This is a genomic window from Flavobacterium sp. J27, from assembly GCF_004303025.1.
Lineage (GTDB): Bacteria > Bacteroidota > Bacteroidia > Flavobacteriales > Flavobacteriaceae > Flavobacterium.
The window spans coordinates 452,377-469,547 of record NZ_PJQW01000002.1 but is presented as its reverse complement, the minus strand read 5'-3'; the positions used below and the strand labels follow the sequence as shown (position 1 = coordinate 469,547).

The following is a 17,171-nucleotide window of genomic DNA, read 5'->3' as shown; positions in this document are numbered from 1 at the left end:
TTAACAAAAGGCAATTATTTTGTAAAATTAAATACCGAAAAGGGTAGTACAGTTACTAAATTTATAAAAGAATAAATAAGATGGAAAGATGCTGGCACGAAAGAAGTGAACTGACGAAGTAAAACAAAGTTCAGCATGACAATAAATAAAAAAACTCGTTTAGCAAGATGACTAAACGAGTTTTTTTATTTTTATTGTTTTTTCGACTGTGTTTAAACTGACAACTGAAAACCAATAACTGAAAACTATCTCAAACTAGCTCCCAATTGATTTTCAAAATTCATTTGCAGTTTACTCATTATTTTTTCAATTTCTTTATCATTCAATGTTTTCGTTTCATCTTGAATAATAAAACTTACTGCATATGATTTTTTTCCTTCAGGTAAGTTTTTACCTTGATACACATCGAAAAGATTAATCTCTTTTAACAATTTCTTTTCGGTTTGTTTTGCAATTTTATACACTTCTTCAAATGTGATAGTATCATTTAATAAAAGAGCTAAATCACGTTTTACTTCAGGATATTTTGGAATATCGGTAAACTTAATTTTATTCGAAATATATTTTTGGATTTTTCCCCAATTAAAATCAGCAAATAGTACTTCTTGTTTAATATCAAAATGTTTTAATACCGATTTTTTAATCGTACCAAATTCAATTATAACTTCTTTACCCACTGCAATACTTAATCCTTCAGCAAAAACATCACTTGTAACAGGTAAGTTAGAGACTTTATTTTCTAATCCAATTCTAGAAAGTATACTGTTGATGTAGCCTTTGAATAAAAAGAAATCTGTCTTTTGGATTTTTTGATCCCAATTTTCACTAGTTCTGTTTCCAGTTAAAAATAAAGTTAAATGTTTATTTTCTTCATAACCAGATGGAAGCTTATGATAGGTTTTACCAAACTCGAATAATTTTAAATCACTTCTTTTTCTGTTAATGTTAAAAGAAATAGCTTCTAAGCCTGAAAAAAGCATCGATTGTCTCATAGCCGATAAATCGTTGCTTAATGGATTTAGCATTACTACATTGAATTCTTCTTTTAAATTTTCAGATAGTTTGATGTAATTTGGAGTAGTTAATGAATTGGCCATCATTTCATTAAATCCAAGAGAACACAATTGATTGGCAATGATATTTTGTACTTTATATTCTTCAGTTCGTGAAGAATTTGAAATAGTAGCATTTAATTTTTCAGTGAAATTAATATTATTATAACCATATACTCTTAAAATTTCTTCAATAACATCAATTTCTCTTTGTACATCTACACGATATGAAGGAATTACTAAACCAATACCTGCTTCAGTAACATTATTAATTTTGATATCTAAAGCAACTAAAATTCTCTTAATTGTTTCTTTAGGTAATTCTTCACCAATTACTTTCTGTACTTTTTCAAAATGCAAGAATACTTGAAAATCTTCTATCTTTTTAGGATATAAATCCACAATATCTGAAGTTATTTCTCCACCAGCAACTTCCTGAATTAACAAAGCAGCTCTTTTTAAAGCATATTCAGTAATTGATGGATCAATACCTCTTTCAAATCGGAAAGAAGCATCAGTGTTTAAAGCATGTCTTTTTGCAGTCTTTCTTACTGAAACGGGATTAAAATAAGCACTTTCTAGGAAAATAGCTGTGGTATCTTCCGTTACACCTGAATCCTTTCCGCCAAATACACCCGCAATACACATCGGTCCTTCTGCATGACATATCATTAAATCTTCTGCGTCAAGAGTTCTTTCTACATCGTCTAAAGTAGTAAACTTGGTTCCTGCTTCAACAGTTTTAACAATAACTTTATTCCCTTTAATTTTATTAGCATCAAATGCATGTAATGGTTGTCCTAATTCATGTAAAACATAGTTAGTCACATCAACCACATTATTTTTTGGAGTTAAGCCAATCGCTTTTAATCTATTTTGTAACCAAGCCGGTGAAGGTTTAATGCTAATTCCAGAAATGGTTACACCACAATAACGAGGGGCTAGTTTATCGTTTTCTACAACAACATCTATTTTTAAAGTTCTTTTATCTACTTTAAAATTACTTACTGAAGGTGTAATTAATTCGACATGTTTTTCTTTTAAAACAAGGCCTGCTTTAATATCGCGTGCTACTCCAAAATGGCTCATAGCATCGGCACGGTTTGGTGTTAGCCCAATTTCAAATACTTCATCTGTTTCAATGTTAAAAACAGTTTTCCCCAAAGTTCCAGGCTTTAAATTGGTATCCAAAATTAAAATACCATCATGACTTTTTCCTAAACCTAATTCGTCTTCTGCACAAATCATTCCATGACTTTCTTGACCACGAATTTTTCCTTTTTTTATTTCGAAGGCATTTCCTTCTTTATCATATAATTTTGTTCCAATGGTTGCCACAGGAACCTTTTGACCAGCTGCAACGTTAGGTGCACCACAAACAATTTGTACAGGAGGATTACCATCTCCTAAATCAACAGTTGTAACTTTTAATCTATCTGCATCTGGATGTGGCTCACAAGTAAGAACATGACCAACAACGATACCTTCTAAACCACCTTTTAAACTTTCAAATTTATCTACACCTTCCACTTCTAATCCAAGATCTGTTAGTAAAGAAGCTGTTTCTTCAGATTTCCAGTCAATTTTTATAAATTGTTTTAGCCAATTGTATGAAATACGCATTATGAATCGATTTTAAAGGTGCAAAGATAAGTATTGTAAGTATTAGATTAAAATATATTTCATGTAAAATACAAGTGTATTGGTATTGTGATTTTCTTAATTAATTGTCTTTTAAATTATTGAAAAAATATTTTTAAGAGTTAAAAATTGTTAATTATCAATTTTGTGCTATAATTTGAACTATTTGTGCTATTCATAATTGCGAATTGAACTTAATTTTGAGTAAATCAAAAATATTAAAATTATGAGCAATATTATTCAAAGACCGAATTTTAAAGAAAAATACGATAATTATATAGATGGAAAATTTGTGTCACCAGCTTCTGGTTCTTACTTTGACGTCTATTCGCCCATAGATGGAAAGGTATTTACAAAAGCGGCTCATTCTAACAAAGAAGATTTAGAATTAGCAGTTAATGTTGCTGATAGAGCTTTTAAAACTTGGAGTAAAACTTCGGCTACTGAGAGAAGCAATTTATTACAGAAAATTGCTCAAGTTATGGAAGATAACTTAGAATATTTGGCAGCTGTGGAAACGGTTGATAACGGTAAAGCTGTTAGAGAAACTTTGGCAGCTGATTTACCATTAGCTATTGATCATTTCAGGTATTTTGCTAGTGTTATAAGAGCTGAAGAAGGTTCGTTGAGTGAACTAGACTCTAATACGGTGTCTTTAATTGTTAACGAGCCTTTAGGAGTAATTGCACAAATTATTCCTTGGAATTTCCCTATTTTAATGGCAGTTTGGAAATTGGCACCTGCATTAGCAGCAGGAAACTGTGTCGTTTTAAAACCAGCAGAAAACACACCTGTTTCAATTATAGTTTTGATGGAATTAATTGGAGAAATTTTACCTGCTGGTGTTGTTAATGTTGTAAATGGATTTGGTGCAGAATTAGGAAGAGCATTAGTTACCAATCCTAAAATTGCTAAAGCAGCATTTACAGGTTCGACAGCAACAGGAAGATTAGTCATGCAATATGCAACAGAAAATATAGTTCCTGTTACTTTAGAATTGGGAGGAAAATCGCCTAATATATTTTTCCCTTCTGTAATGGACGAAGACGACGCCTTTTTAGATAAAGCTATTGAAGGAGCAGTTTTATTTTGTTTGAATCAGGGCGAGGTATGTACTTGTCCTTCAAGGCTTTTAATTCATGAATCTATTTATGATGCTTTTATAGAAAGAGTTTTAGAACGAGTAGCAGCTGTTAAAATGGGAAATCCTTTAGATAAAACTGTTATGATGGGAGCACAAGCTTCTAAAGTTCAAAAAGATAAAATTATGTCTTATTTGAAGTTAGGAAAAGAAGAAGGAGCAGATTTATTAATTGGAGGCGATGAAAAAGTTTTGGAAGGAGATTTAGCGAATGGTTATTATATTCAACCTACTTTGTTTAAAGGAAATAACAAAATGAGAATTTTTCAAGAAGAAATATTCGGACCGGTTTTAGCAGTAACTACTTTTAAAACAACAGAAGAAGCAATCGCAATAGCAAACGATACCATGTACGGTTTAGGCGCAGGTGTTTGGTCTAGAGATGCACACGAATTGTATCAGGTTCCAAGAGCTATTCAAGCAGGAAGAGTTTGGGTAAACCAATATCATTCTTATCCAGCAGGAGCACCATTTGGTGGTTATAAACAATCTGGAATTGGTAGGGAAAACCATAAAATGATGTTAGACCATTACCGTCAAACAAAGAACATGTTGATTTCTTATGATAAAAACAAGTTAGGATTCTTTTAATTTTTAATTTAATAATCTGACCCAGTTTCGGCTGGGTTTTATTTTTTATATCATGAATAAAATAAAGAGACTATCAGTATCGGAAAAAGCATTAGCTATTATTGCTATTTTACAAGAGAAATTTGGGGATTTAATGTTTTATCAAGCGGGTGGTTGTTGTGAAGGTACTCAACCTCAATGTTTTGAAAAAGGGTCTTTTTTTCTAAGAACAGGAGACGTTTGTATTGGTCAAATACAAGGATTTGATTTTTGGTTGGATAAGGATTTATTTGAATATTGGAAACACGCCCATTTTACATTGGATGTTATGGATGGAATAGGAGCAGGAGGTTTTTCTTTGGAAACACCTTTAGGGAAAACATTTGTAATTCGATATAAAATTTTTACTGAAGAAGAATTAACTCAATTAGAACCTGTACGATTCTATGCTTATGATTAGTTTGAAAAATTCATTAATTGATATTGTTTTGGAGTTACGCCTTCATATTTTTTAAATAAACGGATAAAGTAATTACTGTCCTCAAAACCAGTAGCATAAGAAACTTCATTAATTTGAATATTGGGATTACTTAATAGTTTTTTTGCAAACTTAATTTTTTCATTTAAGATAAATTCAATCGGACTCATACCCAATTCTTTTTTAAAGCTTCTATAAAAAGAGGTCGTACTCATGCAAGCTTTGTCGCTTAAGTCTTTCAATTGAATGGAATTTTGTATATTATTTTTAATGTATTCAATTGAAGCAGTTATGGGACTATCAATAGCTAAGGTTTGAGAAGTATCCAATCGTTTTACAGTTTGCGTTTGTATTATTCTAACAATTAATTCTTGTAAGGTTAAATCAGCTAAGGCATCTTTAGTTATAGAAGTGCCCATACATTCTTTGATTAATTTGTTAATCGTACTCGCCAAATCTACATTATTATAGAAAAAATAGTTTTCATAATCTAATTTCCAAAGATTATTTTTACCTTCTTTAGGGTATTTTTCATTTAAGAATTCTAAAGTATCCGTAATAACTTTATTATCTATAGCTAATGCAATACATTGGGTAGGATTATTTTTTGATGCTTCGGGAAAATCGATTTTCATTTCAACATTTGAAGGAACAATAACAGTTTCTCCTGGTAAATATTCAAAGTGAGGTTCATCAAAAAGATGCATTACTTTTTTACCACGTAGCATACTAGTTACAACTAAATCATTAAATTTTAAAGGAACCAAATCCGATTTTTGATAGGTTTCAAAAATATTCAATTCACAATTTTCTAGTGAAAAAATCGTTCTATTTTCAACTAGTGTTTTTAATGATTTTTCTTGTGTTAAACTAGGTTTGTCTAAAAGGTTTTTAACAGACATAGGGCAAAAAATATTTTCCCTAATTTATTAAAAAAAGAGTTATAAATCAATGAAATAAATAAAAAATAGCCTTTATTTTTTTAAAAATGCAATCAAACCTTTAAAATAGTTTTGTTGGTCATCATAAAAGGCCATGTGACTTCCGTTTTCACAGTAAAGGTATTCTCCATTAGGAAGTATATTGGCCATTTTTTGCATAAATTTGGGGTCCATCGTATCAAATTGAGCTCCAATGACTAAGGTTGGAATCGTAATCTTTTTTAAGTCATTGGTTCTGTCCCAATGTTCTAATTTTCCAGAAATACCAAATTCACTTGGACCTTGCATCGTTACATATAAGGATTGATTCATCTTAGCAAAAGAACGATTCACAGGCTCTGGCCAATCTTTTGCGGGTAATCTTAAAATATGTTGTTCATAAAAATTTGGAAGTAATAATTCCATATATTTCGGGTTAGAAAAGTCTTTTTCGGCTTCTATCTTCTGAATTTCGTAAAGTGCTTCTGGTTTCATTTGTAAAGCTAATACTTCATCTGCATACTTACCATATTCTGGACAACTCGACATCATATTGGAAATAATTAAACCTTTCATTTCTTGCTGATATTTCAATGCATATTCCATAGCTAAAATACCACCCCAAGAGTGACCTAATACGTAAAAATTGTTTTTATCTAAATGTAAAGCTTTACGAACTTGTTCCACTTCTTCAACATATCTTGGTAAATCCCAAAATGTGGTGTCTTTTGGATTGTCTGAATTTCCACAACCTAACTGATCGTAATAAATAAACTCAATTCCTTCCGCAGGTAAAAAATTTTCGAAACATTCAAAATATTCATGTGTACAACCTGGACCACCATTTAAAAGTAATACTTTAGTTTTTGGGTTGTTACCTATGCGTTTTGTCCAAACATGAAAAACAGTATCCTTTGTAGTAATTGGAATCATTTTTATGCCACCATCTTGAATAACTGTAGAATCGATTTGGTAATAATTGACCATAGTTTCTTCTTCTAAGACTACTTTTTCGTTTTTACAGCCCATTAATACGAAAGTTAGGATGAAAGTTACAACTATATTTTTCATAATGATCTATTTTTAAGGTATAATCTGTTTGTTATTTGCATTAATTAAATTAATCCATTCAATTGCCTTTTCTACGGTTTCTGTTTCTTTACATTTTACATCAGGTGCTATTGAGTTCCCATATTTAATATGATTACGGTCTATAAAAGTACTAATAGCTAAGTTAATTCGTGAACCATCCGATAAAGTATAGGATTTACACCCTGTCGAAACACCATAAGTACTATCTCCAAAAAACTTTGTTTTATTTCTGCCCTTAAAAGCAACACTAATTGCTTCACCAGAACTAGCTGTTTTATTATTAATTAATACGGCTACATAAGGATTATTATTTTTCAGTTGAAATACATTTTCTTGAGAGGCTACAATAGTATCATTTAGATATGTTTTACCTTCAAAAAGTTTCCATGATTCATACTGACTATTACTGTTTAAAAAATAACCAACATTACCATTACCAAGAATAGGTTCGACACTTAATAGCATAGGCCACATATTGCCACCAAAGTTGTCTCTTAAATCGACAATCCAACCTTTTATGCCTAGATGATCTTGTTTTTCTATTTTTTCTAATATTACTTGGATATAATATTGCTTTTTATTTTCATCTCCAATAAAATATGGAATTCTTATATATCCTATATCATTAGGAATAATTTCATCTTTTAATTGAAGTAAAGGTTTTTCGGTGTTTATTGGGGCAACATTGTTAATTGGCTCAAAATAGCTATGCTTATCGTTTATTTCCTTAATAGCAAAAAAAATGGATGGATAAGTGTCCTTAATTTCTTGCGCATTTGTTGCTTTAGAATATATTTTTGTTTTAAATTTTTCCCATTCAATTTTATTTCTGTGTACAGAATTATTTTCTAATAAAGTGATTACTTCATCAATATATTCTTTTGCAGTAGGAGAAATACTCTTTGTAGCATTATTTTTGCAACTCAAAGAAAAGGTTAATACAATTACGATGATTAGAATCATTTTTTTCATTGAGTTTTTTTAAGATTTAACTATAAAATTTCTTCTATATGCTTTTTAATATTGCTCGCTAGTTTTTCGGTAGGTAAATCATTTGCATCATTACCAAAAGGATCTTCTATTTCTTCTGCAATTAATTCTAAACTAGCCAAGACATAAAATATAAAAACCACAACTGGTATTACATAGTATCCTAAATTAAACACATAACCAAAAGGCAAGGTCATAATGTAGAAGAATATAAATTTTTTAATAAACGAACTATAAGAGTAGGGAATAGGCGTATTTTTAATACGTTCACAAGCACCACAAATATCAGTGAAAGATTGAATCTCATTATTAATAATAATCAATTGGTCGCCAGATATTTTACCAGCCTCATGTAATTCATTAATTTTTTTAAATAGCATTTTTGCCACTTGATTGGGACGATGTTTGTGATGATCGATTTCTAAATCCAATCCTTCAAATAGCATTTTTGCCGTGTCTTCATCGGATAAATGCTTTTGCAATACGGAAGCATAAGCAGGTATAACTCGTTTAAAAAATAACTTATCATATTCATCTTTCAGGATAATTGACAATTTGATGGCTAAATTTCTACTATTATTAACCAAGGCTCCCCAATGTTTTCTCCCTTCCCACCAACGGTCATAAGCTGTGTTGGTTCTGAAAACCAATAGTAATGAAATGACAAAACCTAACATACCATGCATAATGGTAATATTTTTAACATGACTTTGTTCTGAAAGTTGCCAATATTCAATTTCTAGATAGGCTACAATATAGGAATACAAACCAATCGTAACCATCATTGGAATTAATTGGCGAAACGTATCCGATTTATGAAAACGAAAAATAAATGTGATCCAATCTTTAGGATTATATTGTACCATAAAAGTAGAAATTTGAAAATATAATTTGAACTATGGGTAAATTTAGTAAATTAAATCAAAGGTAAGGTACCTGCTAATTCTTTTAAATTTATTTCAGATAGTTTGGTATTATATTGTGCAGTTGCATAACGTACCGAAGCTTCAATATAATTTTGCTGAGCTGTTCTTACTTCTATAGTTGTAATCGTTCCAATTTTAAATTTGGCTAAAGTAATTTCTAAATTTTGTTTAGCAATAGTTACATTTTCTTCTTCAATTTTTATAAGTTCTAAATTGGTCTGATAACTTTGGTAGAAAGATGCCATTTGCGATTCTAGAGCTAATTTTTGTTGGTCCAAAAGAAAAGAAGCATTTTCTACTTCATATTTTGCTGCTTTTTCTCTTTTATTTTGTAGAAAACCATTAAAGATAGGTACACTTGCTGTAACACCATACACAAAACCTTGTCCAGAAGATTGTGTAATAAAACCAAGAGAAGCCTCTGAACGAGTAAAGTTGTAACCAGACGTTATTCTAACTGTAGGATAACGATTTCCTTTTATTTGTCTCAGATTTAAATCGGCTATTTTTTTGTTTAAAATTTGAGCCTGTAATTGTGGATTTTGCTTTGTGGCCAAATCTTTAAGTTCATCATAAGTAAGGTTGTCTTCAAAAGTAACTTCTTGTATTACCTGAAATTCAGTTTGTAACTCTCTAGCGAGTAATTCGTTGAGTTTTATTTTAGTGTTTTTGTAAATTTCTTTTTGGTTAAGTAATAAACTTTTATCTGTATTTAAATCAACCTGAGCATTTAAAACTTCTAATTTTGAAGCTTTACCAATAGAAAAACGATTTTGAGCTGTAGTTACTCTTTCATTGGAAATAACAATGGCACTATCAATAGAAGCCATAACTTGCTGTTGTTGTACTAAATCATAATAGGTAAGATACACGGCACTAATTCGGTTTAGTATGGTAGCTTGTAATTCCGATTTTCCTTGTGCTTCTAAAGTTTCTAATTGTTCTTTTCTGGCAAACATACTAAATCCATCAAAAATGGTCCAATCTAATCCAATGCCATAACTCAAACTGAAATTTTTTGCATTGTCTAATTCTCTTACAGAACCGTCTGATTGGGTTTGTTTGGTATTGGTTTGACTATTATTATTCGTTAAATTAGCATTTATACTTGGCAAAAGTCCTGCATTTGCTAGGTTATTATTAGTTTCATCTACTTTTAAATTATTTTGAGCTATTTTAATCTCATAATTATTTTCTAATGCAATATTAATGGCTTGTTCAAGTGTTAATACTTCTTGTGCCTGAATTTGAAAACTAATTAAAAAGAGTGAAATATAGGATGTGATTCGTAACATAATTATTTTTCTAAAGCGTCTAAATTATCAAATTCTGGTCGGTGTTTTTTCTGTCTAGACCATAATAAATAGATTGTTGGAATGACAAATAGAGTTAAAACAAGAGAAAAAAGAGTTCCTCCAACAATAACAACTCCCATTCCCATTCTACTTGCCGATGCTGCTCCTAAAGATAGGGCAATAGGTAATGCTCCTAGTGCAATGGCTAAACTAGTCATTAAAATAGGTCTTAATCGTGATTCTGAAGCTTCAATGATAGCCTCATATTTTGATTTTCCTTGTTCGCGTAATTGATTTGCAAATTCAACAATTAAAATTCCATTTTTGGTAACCAAACCAATAAGCATAATGGTACCAATTTGACTGAAAATATTCCAAGTTTGACCAAATAACCATAAGGAGAACAAGGCACCAGCAATAGCCATTGGCACCGTTAGAATAATAATAAAAGGATCGATAAAACTTTCAAATTGAGCCGCTAAGATTAAGAAAATTAATAATAATGCTAATCCAAATGCAAACGAAGTATTAGAACTACTTTCTACAAAATCTCTTGATTCTCCTCCTAAATCTGTAGTAAAGGTGTCGTCTAACACTTTAGCTTTAATAACATCCATAGCTTCGATACCATCATTAATACTTTTTCCTGGAGCCAATCCTGCGCTAACTGTTGCAGACATATAGCGGTTGTTATGATATAATTGAGGAGGATTACTTTGCTCTTCAACCGAAACTACATTATCCATCTGAATAAGTTCTCCTTTATCATTTCGAATAAAAATGGAAGTTAAATCTAGTGGAGTAGCTCTATCTTCTTGTAAAAATTGACCAATTACTTGATATTGTTTTCCATTTCGGGTAAAATAGCCAAAACGTTGTCCGCTTAAAGATAATTGTAAGGTTTGCGCTATGTCTATTACAGAAATTCCAAGACTTTTTGCTTTTTCACGATCGATAGTAACGTTAATTTCAGGTTTGTTGAATTTTAGATTAACATCCACCATAGAAAATGTATCATCTTTGGAAGCTTCTTCCATAAACAAAGGAATTTTTTCCTGTAGTTTTTCAAAATTTTGAGCCTGAATAATATATTGTATAGGTAAACCACCTCTTCTGCTTACAGAGATAGTAGGTTGTTGAATTACCGAAGTGCGCGCATCTGGATAGCGTTTACTCCATTTAGTTAAATTATCTGCAATTTCCATCTGCGATTTTTCCCTTTCACTTGGGTCTTTTAATGAAATACGAATAAAGCCGCTATTAACAGAACCTCCACCAAAACCAGGTGAAGAAATAACTAAACTTACTCTTTTTTCAGGAATTGAATCATCCACTAATTGCGACATTTCTTGCATAAAACGATCGGTATATTCATAGGTTGCCCCTTCAGGAGTTGACATACGCATTACAAATCCACTACGATCGTCTAATGGTGCAGTTTCTTTTTGGAGAATATTAAAAAACAAGAAAATTAATCCAAAACAAACAATTATAATGGCAAAACTAAGCCATTTGTGTTTTACAAATCGTTCTAAATAAGTCGCATAACCTGTATTTAATTTTTCAAAATAAGGTTCGGTAAAATCGTAAAACTTGGTTCTTTTTTGTTCACCACCTTTCATTAAATAGGCATTCAACATAGGTGTTAAGGTTAATGATACAAAAGCCGAAACTAATACAGCAGCACCAATGACAACACCAAATTCTCGAAACAATCGACCTACAAAACCTTCTAAAAAGATAACAGGTAAAAATACAGCAGCTAGTGTAATTGAAATAGAAATAACAGCAAAAAAGATTTCATTTGAACCTTTTATAGCCGCTTCAATAGGTGACATGCCTTCTTCTACTTTTTTAAAGATATTTTCTGTTACTACAATTCCATCATCTACGACTAAACCAGTGGCTAACACAATGGCTAATAACGTTAAAACATTAATAGAGAAACCACACAACCACATGATGAAAAAGGTAGCAATTAATGAGACTGGAATATCAATTAATGGTCGAAATGCAATGGCCCAATTTCTAAAAAACAAATAAATAATTAGGATTACTAGTATAATAGATATGAGTAATGTTTCTGCCACTTCTGTAACCGAACGTTTTACAAAAGTAGTGGTATCAATGGCTATATTTAATTGAATATCTTTGGGTAAATCTTTTTTTAGTTTTTCAAATTCAGTGTAAAAAGCATCGGAAATTTCTAAATAATTGGCACCTGGTAAAGGCACTATTGCAACAGCAACCATAGGTTTACCTGATTGTGTAAGTTGAGTTTCAATATTTTCTGGCCCTAATGTTGCCGAACCAATATCGCTCAAACGAATGACTTTCTCACCTTCTGCTTTAATAATAATGTTATTAAATTCATCTTCGGTGGTTAAGTTTCCTACCGTTTTTACAGTTAATTCTGTATTATTACCTGTAATTTTTCCTGAAGGTAATTCTACATTTTGATCGTTTAAGGCTTTACGAACATCGGCAACAGTTATACCATATGATGTTAATTTATAAGGATTAATCCATAAACGCATGGCATACCGTTTTTGTCCCCAAATTTGAACTCCACTAACACCTGGAATAGTTTCTAAACGTTGACTGATTACATTTTCTGCATAATCACTTAATTCTAGAGCGTTTCTTGTTTCACTTTGAACTGTCATAGAAATAATGGCCTCACTGTTTGCATCTGCTTTAGAAACAATAGGTTGCGAATCGATATCTTCTGGTAAGCTTCGAATCGCTTGAGAAACTTTATCTCGTACATCATTTGCCGCAGCTTCTAAATCTTTTTCTAAGTTAAATTCGATAGTAATAGAGCTACTACCTTGATTACTTGAAGAAGTAATATTTCGAATCCCATCAATAGAGTTAATTGCTTTTTCTAAAGGTTCTGTAATTTGAGATTCAATAATATCTGCATTAGCACCAGTATAATTGGTACGAATAGAAATTTGAGCAGGATCAATTGATGGATATTCTCGAACACCTAAAAATTTATATCCAAGGTAACCAAATAAAATAATTACTAAGTTTAATACAATAGTAAGGACAGGTCTTTTTATACTTAAGGTGGATAGACTCATGTTTAATTCGTTACTTTAATATTAACTGATGTTCCTGGTTTTAATCCCATAATACCACTAGTAATAACAGTATCACCAGCTTTTAAACCTTTGGTAACTAGAACAGATGTCTCTGTTCTTGCTCCAGTTTCAATTCGTATTTCTTTTGCTTTTCCTTTTTCATTAATAAATACTTTTTTTCCATTTTGAACTGGTATTATAGCTTCTGTAGGAATTAAAATGGCATCTTTAATTTCGTTTAATGGTAATTTTACATTTGCATAAGTACCTGGAAACAGCTTACTTTCTTTATTGTCTGCTATTGCACGAACTAAAAGTGTACGAGTAGCTACATCAACGGCAGGTTCTATAGCATAAATTGTAGCTTTAAAAGGAGTTGTTGCACCAGAAACAGTAAACTCGATTAGACTATTTAAGGCTATTTCGCTTGCATATTTTTCAGGAATTGAAAAGGTAATTTTTACTTCACTTGCATTTACCAAATTAGTAACAACAGTTGTGGGAGTTAAATAAGCTCCAGGTGAAATATTTCGTAACCCAATTTTTCCCGAGAATGGGGCTTTACTATTCGTTTTGGCAATTTGTGCTTGAATTAATTGGGTTTGTGATTGTAAACTTCGATATTCTGCACTAGCTATATCATATTCTTCTTGACTAATAGCTTCTTTTTCTAAAAGTAACTGGGCTCTTCTTTCATTTTCACCGGCTAAATTTTTCCTTGTTATAGCTTGTGCTAATTGAGCTCTTAATTCGGAATCATTTACTTTAAATAAGGATTGACCTTTAGAAACAGTTGTTCCTTCTTTAAAATAGATGTTTTCTACAATACCAGAAACTTCACTTCTTATTTCTACTTGCTCTTTGGCATCTATAGAGCCAGAAACCGAAATTACATTTGAAAAATCTTCTGTTTTTACTAGATAACCGTTTAAATTAGATACGGGTTTTGCAGTAGTATTTGTTTTTTTATCTCCTTTAGCATCGGAATTACTTTTGATGCGATAGGCAATAAGACCTACAAATGAAAGGGCAAGTAAGGTTAAAAGTAGTGTTTTGAGTTTCATTAGTATAGTAAAAGTTAAACTACAAAACTAATTGTTCACTTTTTATAATCCGTAGAACTTATCATTTATTTAACAATTGTAACTACAAATAAAACAAAATCATATGATTTTGTTTTATTTGTTCTTAGCACTTCTATTGGTATAAAATAAATAAAGTACAACTTGTAAAACGGTGTTTGGAAGTATAATTAAAGCAATAATTGAAACATCTTTAGGAGCAAAATTAAGTTGGGATAACAAAATAATAAGTAACGCTAGTAAAGAAGGAATTAAAAAAAGGACAATTTTTTCAGCTTTAGATTTTATTCTTTTTGAACCAATAAGAAAGTAAGGAATATAGCTTATTAACCATAAAACCCAATAGAAAAGCATAAGTATTATAATCATACAACCTTCTCCTGAACAATTTGTGGTACCTACAATTAGAGGAATTATATTGAGTAACGCTACAAAAAAGTAGGCTTTTATATTAAAGTATTTCACGATTCGTTTTGTTTTACATATACATTTTTATGATGCAATTCCATCCATTTAGTAGCATCGACAATATCAGTCCAACCATATTGACGATACAAACCATGTGCATCACCTGTTAGTAATATCCAACGTCTTAATCCTTGTAATTCAGGATGATTCATTACTGTTTCTAGAAGCCATTTTGAAAGGCCATTACCTCTGTATGCTTCTACAATATAAACATCGCCTAAATAAGCAATCGTAGCATAATCTGTAATAATTCTGGCAAAACCAATTTGTTTGTGCTCATAATATACTCCAAAACAAAGGGCATTTTCAATCGATTTTATAACCGTTTCTTTAGGAATGTGTAACGACCAATAGGCTTTGGTTGACAAAAAATCATGAATAGCCTCTATATCTAACATTTCTTTATCTGTTGAAATGTAAAATGCTTCTTTTTGTACTGTTATGATTGCCATAAATTGAAGTTAATAAATCGACACAATGGTTTTAATAGGAATTACAATGCAAATATATTTAAAGATTTATCCTTCTTCGTTAAAATAGATATAAATATGAATTACAGTTTTTAAATGTTTTATAAAAAAAACCAATTCAATTCAGAATTGGCTTCTTTAGATATATATGGGCGTTATAGCACTCTAAGAGTTATAACTGGAATTTTATTCTTTTTCTAATACAATTTCTCCACATCCTACACGATCACCCGCTGCACCACTAGGTTGTGATTTTAAATCATCTGCCTCTTTGTGTACTACAATGGCTTTACCTAAAATATCTTTATTAGTATCTCCACAATCAATACACCATAAATCAGTATCTTTAGTTATGGTAGCTATACCATTCTCATCAGCTTCTAAATTACCAATATCTCCTAAATGAAATCCATCATGTCCCCATTCACCGTGAGCTGCTTGCGTTGGGTTCCAATGTCCTCCAGCTGATGAACCATCGGGTGCACTACAATCTCCAGTTTCATGAATATGTATCGCATGTTTTCCTGGTGTTAATCCAGTTAGCTTGGCTTCCATGGATACAACTCCTTCATTTTCTGTAAATGTTACTGTTCCAGAAACAGTACTATTGCTTTTAGCCGAGATAATTGCGGTTGCCGTTACTGTTTTAGAGATAGTATCTGTAACTGTATCTGTGATTACTTCTGTATCTTCTACTTTTTCATTTTTTTTACAACCTATAATGCTTAAACAAAGCAATCCTATTATTAAGTAATTTTTCATGTGTGTTTGTTTTAAATTAGTTTTTCTTTTTTTCATATGGCTAAATTACTATTTTAGAATGGGTCGTATGTTACATAATCTCCATTTGGCCCAAACGTATAATTATGAAAGAAGTAGCGTAAGCACTATTTTTTACATGGCATCTATAATATTTTCAATCACTTGTTTTGCATGATGGTATTTTAATAGAGGAGCTGCTTGACCAGCCCATAACGCTTTTAAATCTGGATTAGATTCTGTATTTGCAGGATAAGCTCCTAATTTGCCAGCTATTTTTCCTTGTAATGGATAAGGAGCAAATGCCTCTTGAAATGTTTTTAGTTCTTCTGTTAATCTATTTCTTAACCCTCTAGACAATCTACCTGTAAAGGCTTTGGTTAATGTCGTATATCTTGCAGCTGTTGAAAATAACTTTTCCCTATGAATGTTACTAGTTCCCGATTCTTGTGTAGCTAAAAAGGCAGTACCTATTTGAACGGCATGTGCTCCTAAGGCAAAAGATGCTTTTACACCTCTTGCATCTGCAATGCCTCCAGCAGCAATAATTGGAATTTTTACATGATCGGCAACTTGTGGTACTAATGAAAAAGTGCCTACTAACGAATCTTCTGGTTTTTCTAGAAAGGAAACACGATGTCCTCCTGCATCCAAACCAGTAGCTACCACTGCATCAATACCAGCATTTTCAATTGCTATTGCTTCATCTAGTGTTGTGGCTGTTCCCACAGTTAGAATATTTAATTGTCGGCATTTTTCTAAAATATCATCTGAAGGTATACCATAAACGAAACTAAACACCAATGGTTTTACCTTGAAAATCGCTTCAATCTGATTTTCAAAAGTAGGACTTTCTGGTAGAGGATAAGTAGGTGGTTCTGTACCCACTTCTTCAAAATAAGGTTGAAAAATTTGTACTACCTTTTCAAATGCTTGTTTGTCAAAATCTTTTGCATTTTCATCTTTATCATTTACCCAGAGATTCAAATTAAAAGGTTTTGAAGTGTTTTGTCTTATTTGAGTTGCAATGTCTGTTATTTCATTGGCATAAAAAGGTTGGCATCCAAATGAACCTAATCCACCAGCATTTGATACTGTTGAAGTTAGTAATACAGAGGATAATTTACCTCCAAAAGGGCCTTGGACAATAGGTAAATTGATGTTTACTAGTTCTGTAAATTTTGTTTTATTCCACATA

The 17,171-nt window shown here is 31.3% G+C and carries 15 protein-coding genes; 3 read left to right on the top strand and 12 right to left on the bottom strand.

Going from position 1 to position 17,171, the window contains the following annotated elements; genetic code table 11:
* Window positions 1–75: T9SS type A sorting domain-containing protein (locus CX675_RS20315; RefSeq protein WP_130733978.1), on the top strand; the 75-nt coding region annotated here is incomplete at its 5' end.
* A 170-nt stretch (window positions 76–245) separates the two neighbouring features.
* On the opposite strand, the gene pheT is transcribed toward CX675_RS20315, so the two are convergent.
* The gene (gene pheT, locus CX675_RS04205; protein ID WP_130733963.1) at window positions 246–2,675 is read right to left on the bottom strand and encodes a phenylalanine--tRNA ligase subunit beta; all 2,430 of its coding nucleotides are present in this window, start codon (window positions 2,673–2,675) and stop codon (window positions 246–248) included.
* A gap of 244 nt (window positions 2,676–2,919) precedes the next feature.
* On the opposite strand from pheT, the gene CX675_RS04200 reads away from it, so the two are divergent.
* Both CX675_RS04200 and CX675_RS04195 read left to right on the top strand, forming a co-directional pair.
* Window positions 2,920–4,425, top strand: coding sequence for an aldehyde dehydrogenase family protein (locus CX675_RS04200; protein WP_130733962.1), 1,506 nt, complete (start codon window positions 2,920–2,922; stop codon window positions 4,423–4,425).
* Window positions 4,426–4,477: 52 nt separating this feature from the next.
* Window positions 4,478–4,864, top strand: coding sequence for a DUF779 domain-containing protein (locus CX675_RS04195; protein WP_130733961.1), 387 nt, complete (start codon window positions 4,478–4,480; stop codon window positions 4,862–4,864).
* Here the strand turns inward: CX675_RS04195 and CX675_RS04190 are convergent.
* The 11 genes from CX675_RS04190 to CX675_RS04140 form a co-directional block, all read right to left on the bottom strand.
* Complete coding sequence (locus tag CX675_RS04190; protein ID WP_130733960.1) at window positions 4,861–5,784, bottom strand: AraC family transcriptional regulator N-terminal domain-containing protein; 924 nt, start codon at window positions 5,782–5,784, stop codon at window positions 4,861–4,863. The genes CX675_RS04195 and CX675_RS04190 overlap by 4 nt on opposite strands.
* Window positions 5,785–5,856: 72 nt before the next feature.
* Window positions 5,857–6,873, bottom strand: coding sequence for a proline iminopeptidase-family hydrolase (locus tag CX675_RS04185; protein WP_130733959.1), 1,017 nt, complete (start codon window positions 6,871–6,873; stop codon window positions 5,857–5,859).
* Window positions 6,874–6,885: 12 nt separating this feature from the next.
* Window positions 6,886–7,866, bottom strand: a complete 981-nt coding sequence (locus CX675_RS04180) for a S41 family peptidase (protein WP_130733958.1) — start codon at window positions 7,864–7,866, stop codon at window positions 6,886–6,888.
* Window positions 7,867–7,886: 20 nt separating this feature from the next.
* Window positions 7,887–8,750 (bottom strand): bestrophin family protein, encoded by an 864-nt coding sequence (locus CX675_RS04175; protein ID WP_130733957.1) that lies wholly within the window; start codon window positions 8,748–8,750, stop codon window positions 7,887–7,889.
* Between the two features lie 50 nt (window positions 8,751–8,800).
* Window positions 8,801–10,105 carry a TolC family protein gene (locus CX675_RS04170; protein WP_130733956.1) on the bottom strand — a complete coding sequence of 435 codons (1,305 nt, stop codon included), beginning with the start codon at window positions 10,103–10,105 and terminating at the stop codon, window positions 8,801–8,803.
* Window positions 10,106–10,107: 2 nt separating this feature from the next.
* Window positions 10,108–13,194, bottom strand: coding sequence for an efflux RND transporter permease subunit (locus CX675_RS04165; RefSeq protein WP_130733955.1), 3,087 nt, complete (start codon window positions 13,192–13,194; stop codon window positions 10,108–10,110).
* A gap of 2 nt (window positions 13,195–13,196) precedes the next feature.
* A complete protein-coding gene (locus tag CX675_RS04160) occupies window positions 13,197–14,258 on the bottom strand; it encodes an efflux RND transporter periplasmic adaptor subunit (protein ID WP_130733954.1) in 1,062 nt (353 codons plus the stop codon).
* A gap of 114 nt (window positions 14,259–14,372) precedes the next feature.
* Window positions 14,373–14,741 (bottom strand): hypothetical protein, encoded by a 369-nt coding sequence (locus CX675_RS04155; RefSeq protein ID WP_130733953.1) that lies wholly within the window; start codon window positions 14,739–14,741, stop codon window positions 14,373–14,375.
* Entirely contained in the window at window positions 14,738–15,196 is a 459-nt protein-coding gene (locus CX675_RS04150) for a GNAT family N-acetyltransferase (RefSeq protein ID WP_130733952.1), read from the bottom strand. The genes CX675_RS04155 and CX675_RS04150 overlap by 4 nt, the downstream gene beginning before the upstream one ends.
* 204 nt (window positions 15,197–15,400) lie before the next feature.
* Complete coding sequence (locus CX675_RS04145; protein WP_130733951.1) at window positions 15,401–15,976, bottom strand: superoxide dismutase family protein; 576 nt, start codon at window positions 15,974–15,976, stop codon at window positions 15,401–15,403.
* Between the two features lie 132 nt (window positions 15,977–16,108).
* Entirely contained in the window at window positions 16,109–17,170 is a 1,062-nt protein-coding gene (locus CX675_RS04140; protein ID WP_130733950.1) for a nitronate monooxygenase family protein, read from the bottom strand.
* Window position 17,171: the final 1 nt, after the last annotated feature.